This window comes from Paenibacillus sp. OT2-17 (assembly GCF_009827695.1).
Taxonomy (GTDB): Bacteria; Bacillota; Bacilli; order Paenibacillales; family Paenibacillaceae; genus Paenibacillus; species Paenibacillus polymyxa_B.
The window spans coordinates 1-632 of sequence record NZ_WUDQ01001020.1 but is presented as its reverse complement, the minus strand read 5'-3'; the positions used below and the strand labels follow the sequence as shown (position 1 = coordinate 632).

General features: G+C 50.9%; 1 protein-coding gene. It reads right to left on the bottom strand.

What is annotated here, in order from left to right:
- Positions 1-632: FAD-dependent oxidoreductase (locus tag GRP75_RS28820; protein WP_160791097.1), on the bottom strand; the 632-nt coding region annotated here is incomplete at both ends.

The window sequence follows — 632 nt, the reverse complement described above, 5'->3', positions numbered from 1 at the left end:
ATAAGTTGTCCGACTTCCCATGGCGTAGCATCCAGCAGTTGCGCAAGAGCGGCCTCGCTGATCAGATCCGTCACATGCGTACCGATCATATGTACACCGAGAATATCATTGGTCTTCTCGTCGGCCACTACTTTGACGAAGCCGTCCCGACTGCCGTATACTAGCGATTTTCCGATAGCTTGAAAAGGGAACTTCCCTGTCTTCACCTGATGTCCACGCTCACGGGCTTCTTGCTCCGTTAAGCCGACGCTCGCGGCTTCAGGACGTGTATAAATACACCGCGGAATCAGATGGTTAGGTACACTGTGAAACTCTTCGCCCACCATATGATGAACCGCCTGCAAACCTTCATGGCTCGCCGCATGCGCCAGTTGTAAGCCGCCGATGCAATCTCCAATGGCGTAAATATGTGGTTCATTCGTCTGCAAATGCTCATTAACCGAGATAAAGCCACGCTCTACGCGGATATCCGTATTTTCCAGCCCGATATTTTCCACATTTGCCTGACGCCCTACAGAAATGAGCAATTTGGAAGCGCTGAGGGTTTCGGTTTCTTCCCCTTTTTGCACGTCAATCTGTACGCCTTCCTCATCTTTGCCGTATGTTTTAGCCAGCACTTGTGAACCCGTCAG